Origin of the sequence: Cellulomonas algicola (genome assembly GCF_003851725.1) — a bacterium.
GTDB classification, from domain to species: Bacteria; Actinomycetota; Actinomycetes; order Actinomycetales; family Cellulomonadaceae; genus Cellulomonas; species Cellulomonas algicola.
Genome location: NZ_BHYL01000287.1, coordinates 1 through 5,440, shown reverse-complemented (window position 1 = coordinate 5,440; position 5,440 = coordinate 1). Strand labels below are relative to the sequence as shown.

General features: G+C 74.3%; 6 protein-coding genes. 4 read left to right on the top strand and 2 right to left on the bottom strand.

The features are described 5' to 3' along the window. Nucleotides 1–48: 48 nt before the first annotated feature. The gene (locus CTKZ_RS16615) at nucleotides 49–900 is read right to left on the bottom strand and encodes an alpha/beta fold hydrolase (RefSeq protein WP_124343985.1); all 852 of its coding nucleotides are present in this window, start codon (nucleotides 898–900) and stop codon (nucleotides 49–51) included. A 216-nt stretch (nucleotides 901–1,116) separates the two neighbouring features. Between CTKZ_RS16615 and CTKZ_RS16610 the strand changes: the two genes are divergently transcribed. Continuing rightward, nucleotides 1,117–1,299, top strand: a complete 183-nt coding sequence (locus CTKZ_RS16610) for an antitoxin (RefSeq protein WP_124343984.1) — start codon at nucleotides 1,117–1,119, stop codon at nucleotides 1,297–1,299. A gap of 121 nt (nucleotides 1,300–1,420) precedes the next feature. On the opposite strand, the gene CTKZ_RS16605 is transcribed toward CTKZ_RS16610, so the two are convergent. Beyond that, complete coding sequence (locus CTKZ_RS16605; RefSeq protein WP_124343983.1) at nucleotides 1,421–2,203, bottom strand: metallophosphoesterase family protein; 783 nt, start codon at nucleotides 2,201–2,203, stop codon at nucleotides 1,421–1,423. 145 nt (nucleotides 2,204–2,348) lie between these two features. Between CTKZ_RS16605 and CTKZ_RS16600 the strand changes: the two genes are divergently transcribed. The 3 genes from CTKZ_RS16600 (at nucleotide 2,349) to thyX (ending at nucleotide 5,371) form a co-directional block, all read left to right on the top strand. Beyond that, a complete protein-coding gene (locus tag CTKZ_RS16600) occupies nucleotides 2,349–3,131 on the top strand; it encodes a hypothetical protein (protein ID WP_124343982.1) in 783 nt (260 codons plus the stop codon). An 88-nt stretch (nucleotides 3,132–3,219) separates the two neighbouring features. Next, on the top strand, nucleotides 3,220–4,491 hold the full coding sequence (locus tag CTKZ_RS16595) for a cytochrome P450 (protein WP_124343981.1): 1,272 nt from the start codon (nucleotides 3,220–3,222) through the stop codon (nucleotides 4,489–4,491). A 121-nt stretch (nucleotides 4,492–4,612) separates the two neighbouring features. After that, nucleotides 4,613–5,371 carry an FAD-dependent thymidylate synthase gene (thyX, locus tag CTKZ_RS16590; RefSeq protein ID WP_200829786.1) on the top strand — a complete coding sequence of 253 codons (759 nt, stop codon included), beginning with the start codon at nucleotides 4,613–4,615 and terminating at the stop codon, nucleotides 5,369–5,371. Nucleotides 5,372–5,440: the final 69 nt, after the last annotated feature.

Genomic DNA, 5,440 nt, shown 5'->3' with positions numbered 1-5,440 from the left:
GCCCCGGGTCGACGCGGTCGGCAGGCGGTGGCCGGTGGCCGGTGGCGCTCAGGCCGCCGTCGGCGGGGCCGGCAACAGGACCTCGCGGAGGCGCGCGGCGAACGCCGGCGGGTCCTCGACGAAGCCGATGTGGTCGCTCGGGAACAGGACCGGCTCGACGCCGAGCAGAGCGGCAAGAGCCCGCGACGACCGGTCGCACAGCTGCCCGGCGGACTCCTCGCCGATCCCCACGACGACCCGCGTCGGCGAGGCGCGCAGCGCGTCCACGTCCGGCCGGTAGCGGACCGTCGGCCAGAGCATGTGCGCGAACTGCATGTGGTCGTCGGCGACGTCCTGCGGTGACCGGTCGCCGCCGAACATCTGCGCGACCAGCTCGGGCGGCATCGGGATGTCCGCGATCTCCATGAACTGCTGCCACGCTCCCACGACGTCGCCCGCCAGGTGCGTGTCGACCATGCGCCGCGTCCGCTCCGCGAGCTCGGCGTCGTCGGGCAGGACCGCGTGCAGGGGCGGCTCGTGCGCGAGCACCACCCGGGCGGCGTCGGGGTGCCGGGTCGCCAGGTCGAGCACCGTCACCGCGCCCCCGCTCGACCCGAGCACGAGCTCCGCCGGTCCGAGACCGACGTGCGCGACCAGCGCGGCCACGTCGTCGGCGCGGAGCTCGACGGTCGCGTCGGCGTCCGGGTCGGCGACGGTCGACCGGCGGATGCCGCGCGGGTCGGTCGTCAGGACCGTCCGGTCCGTCGCGAGCAGGTCCGCGAGCGGTGCGAACGCGTCCGCGTCCATGGGCGCCGCGACGAGCACCACCAGCGGGCCGGACCCGCGCAGCTCGTAGTGCAGGCGGGCGTCGCCCACGTCGAGCAGTCCGGTCGTCGGGGCGGTCACGGGTGTCGCGGTCATCTGGTCCTCCGTCGTCGGTGCGGGCGGCACCGTCTCCCGAGGCACCGCTGCCCTACCGACCCGGTGCGCCCCGGGAACTCATCGGGCCCACCGGCCCGTCTCGGTCGGGGTCCGGCGTCGGGTCCGGGTGCGCGTGCGGGTGCCGCCGGACGGGCGCAGCATGGAACGGCGCTCCAGCAGTGCGGCGTGACGGCTGGACCGAGCAGGGAGCACCCCATGGGCATCGACGACCTGGGCGACAAGGCGTCCGACGCGCTGAAGAGCGACAAGGGCGAGAACGCCAGCGACTCCGCGCTGGACAAGGGCGCCGACGCGGCGTCGTCCGTCACGGGCGGGAAGCACGACGAGCAGATCGACACGGCGCAGGACGCGGCCGACCAGAAGGTCGGCGACCGGTAGGACGCGCGCGCGGGCTCCGCGCCCCGGGCAGGTGCCGACGCGCTGACGTCGGTGTGCAGGTGCGACGCCAGCCGACGTGCCATGGCAGCGCGCCGGGGGCGCCACCGGTCGACGCGCGACGTCAGCGCGTCGTTGCGACGTCCGGGGCGCGCAGCCCGCGCTCCGCGTGGAACCCGCGGTACACCGCGGTCCGCAGCTCGACCGCGTACGCCTCGACGGTCGGCATGCCGACGGCGACGGCCACGGCGATCTCCGCCTCGACGTCGTACGGCACCCGCACGATCCCGAGCGCGAACGGGTCGTCGCGCGTGCCGCCCACGACGCCCTCGAGCACGAGGTAGGACGCGGTCGGCTCGTCGAGCGGGTTGCCGACGCTGCCCGCGTTGGCGAGCGTGCGGCCCTCGCGCGTCTCGATGTACACGTCGTGCACGTCGCCGTACACGACCAGGTCGGGCGTCGGGCCGTCGCCGGTCATCGGTGTCGTCGCGAACATCCCGTCGAACTCGTCGTCGGTGTGCTGGAAGAACACGCGTGTGTAGACGCTCGTCGCGGACGCGTGGAACAGCCGCACGTGCCGCCCGGACACCACGAGGTCGTGCGACAGTGGCAGCGACCGCAGCCACTGGCGGTCGTCGGCGGTGAGCTCGTCGCGCCCCCACGTGACGGCCGGGTCGTCGAACGGTCCGGGTCCGGGCATGAAGTCGTCCCAGTTGCCGCGGACCGTGACCGCGCAGCGCTCGCGGGTGCGGGCGACGGCGGCCGAGCCGCGCGGGCCCTTGCCGGCGACGTCGCCGAGGTTGAGGACGGTCCCGATCCCGCGCGCGTCGATGTCGGCGAGCACTGCGTCGTACGCCGTCATGTTGCCGTGGACGTCGGACACCAGCGCGATGCGCTCGACCGGCACGACGACCACCCCCAGGTCTGGACGAGCGTCAGGCTAACCGCTCGCGATGGCCGCCGCGGGCGGTCCGTGCGGTCGTCGCGGACTGCCCCTTCGCTCACCCGATGGGACGTTGTCCGGACCAGCGGCGCTGAGGTGGGCTCAGGCCATGATCGACGTCCGCCAGACCCGGAGGCTCACGACGACGCTCGTGGCGCTCACGATCGCTTTGGTCGCGGGGTGCTCGCCGCGTCCGGAGAAGGCCGACACCGTCGGCGGACCCGCCGTCACGTCCAGCTCCACGGCCACGTCCGCGACCACGCCCCCGCCGGTGGTCGAGGCCAGGTCCCTCACGCAGGCGGAGATCGACGCCGCTCTGCTGACGCAGGCGGAGATGCCGCCGGGGTGGACGCAGGACACCTCGGAGGACGGCCCTGCCGACGAGCAGGACGCGCTGACCGGCGACGACGAAGCCTCGACCTACGACCCGCCCGCGTGCGAGGAGGTCGTCGAAGGGCTCTCGGGCGACCGTGCCGAGCGTGAGCCGGTTGCGCGGGGGGAGGCGTCGTTCGGGACGGAGACGTTCCAGCTCCTCGCCGAGATCATCGAGACCTGGGAGGGGTCGCTGCGGGAGGCGGCGCTCGACGACCTGGTCGAGGCGCTGTCGACGTGTCCGCAGTACACCGAGACCGCTGCCGACGGTACGGCGACGACGATGACGATCTCGGCGCTCGACATGCCCAACTACGGCGACCGGACGCTCGCGGTCCGGCTGGCGGCGGCTCCGACCGAGTCGGGCGGCTTCGACATCTCGTTCACTCTCGACGTCGTCGTCGTGGCGTCGGGCAACGTCTCCGTGAGCATCGTCGCCGGTGGCTTCGCCCCGGTCGACCCCGCGGTCCTCCAGCAGGTGACCAGCACCGCCATGCAGAAGGTCAACACCGTCGTCTAGGGGGACGTTCCCGACGACGGCTCGCCGGGCGCGCAGCCCGGTCGCGATGGCAGCATGAGGCCCTGACTCAGGGCCGAGGGGGCCGCCGGTGACCGACGTACGAGACGACGCAGGCTCTCCCGTGGACGCCGGTGGCTGCCCGGCCCGCAAGCTCACGCAGCCCGGCGACGGGACGGCGCCCGACCTCGAGCAGGTCGGCGAGGGCCGGTGGCGCATCCGCTCGTTCGAGCTCGCGCGCACGGTCCTGCGGCACCCGGAGCACACGCGGCAGGGCGGGTTCAACGCGGAGAACTTCCACCGGACCGGTGGTGCGGGCGGCACGACGGGGCCGCGCATCCGGCCGCCGATCCTCTACCTCGAGGGCGAGCAGCACCACGCGCAGCGGCGCGCCGCGGCCCGGTTCTTCGCGCCGCGGACGGTCGAGTCGTACCGCCCGTGGCTGGAGGGTACGGCTCGGCGGCTGGTGGCGACCGTCCGGACCGACCGCTGGTCGGACGTCGCGCGGCTCGCGATGGGCATGGCGGTGCAGGTCGCGGCGACGGTCATCGGCATCGACCGGGCCGCGTCGGCAGGGCTGCACCGGCGGCTCGACGTCTTCTTCGCGCCCGACCCGCCCGGGGCCGGCCCATGGCTGCGGCGCTGGCTCGCGGCGCGGCGCAGCACCGCGATGCTGCGGTTCTACGCGTTCGACGTCCGCCCGGCGATCCGCGCGCGCCGGCGTCGGCGTCGCGACGACCTCATCAGCCAGCTCCTCGACGACGGGTTCAGCGACCTCGACGTCCTCACCGAGTGCGTGACGTACGCGGCGGCGGGCATGGCGACGACGCGCGAGCTCATCACCGCGGCCGTCTGGCACCTGCTCGACGACGACGTGCTGCGCGCCCGGTACCGCGCCGCGCCGCGTGAGGAGCGGCTCGCGATCCTCGACGAGGTGCTGCGGCTCGAACCCGTCGTCGCGCACGTCCTGCGCGAGACGACGGCGCCGCTGACCCTCGACGGTCCCGACGGCCCGGTGCACGTGCCCGCCGGGTCCGTGCTCGACGTCGACGTGCGGGCCGCGAACGCCGACGCGCGCGTCGCGGGACCCGACGGCGACCGCCTCTGCCCGGGCCGCGACGTCCCGCGCGCGGTCCCGCCGACCCTGCTGAGCTTCGGCGACGGGCACCACAAGTGTCCGGGCGCGCCGCTCGCGATGGCCGAGACGGAGGCGTTCGTCACGACGCTCCTGGCCGTCGACCTGGAGGTCGCGGGGCCGCCCGTCGTGCGGTGGAACGAGGTCGCGCAGGGGTACGACCTGGTCGACCTGCGGGTGCGCCGGACGGCGCGCCAGGGGGCGCCGAGGACGTCCGCGCGGGCCTGACGACCGGCGTCGCGCGACTTCGTCGGCCCCCGGTGGGCCGTCGCCGGCCGGTGTCCCGGGGAGCCGTAGGGTGTGCGGAGCGTCGCGACGCGGCGCCCGACGAAGGGATCCCGACGTGTCGTTGCAGCCCGACACCCAGCCCGCGACGCAGGCCCCCGAGCACGAGCCCGTGCAGGTGCGCGACGACGTGACCGTCGAGCTCGTCCGGCACTCCGCGCACGACGCGGACGTGCTGTTCGCGGCCCGGGTGTCGACCGCGGGCGAGGCGTCGCTCGAGGAGCTCGAGAAGGACGCGAGCCGCTCGCAGGGCCTCATCAACTACCTGATGCGCGACCGCCACGGCACGCCGTTCGAGCACAACTCGATGACCTTCTTCGTCTCGGCGCCGATCTTCGTGTTCCGCGAGTTCCACCGGCACCGCGCGGGCTTCTCCTACAACGAGGAGTCGGGCCGCTACCGCGAGCTGCAGCCGGTGTTCTACGTCCCGTCGCCCGAGCGCAAGCTCGTGCAGCAGGGCAAGCCGGGCCGGTACGAGTTCGTCGACGGCACCCCCGAGCAGCACGACGTCGTGACCCGCTCGATGCTCGCGTCGTACCAGGGGGCGTACGACGCCTACCAGGACATGCTCGCCGCCGGGGTCGCCCGTGAGGTCGCGCGTGCGGTGCTGCCCGTGGGCCTGTTCTCGTCGATGTACGCGACGTGCAACGCGCGCTCGCTCATGCACTTCCTGTCGTTGCGCACCAAGGACGAGCGCGCGACGGTGCCGTCGTTCCCGCAGCGCGAGATCGAGATGGTCGCGGAGCGCATGGAGTCGCTCTGGGCGGGTCTCATGCCCCTGACGCACGCCGCGTTCAACGCCCACGGCCGCGTCGCCCCCTGACGCCTGACGACACGAGACCCCTGACGACACGACGCGGCGGCCGGACCCCCTCCAGGTCGCGGCCGCCGG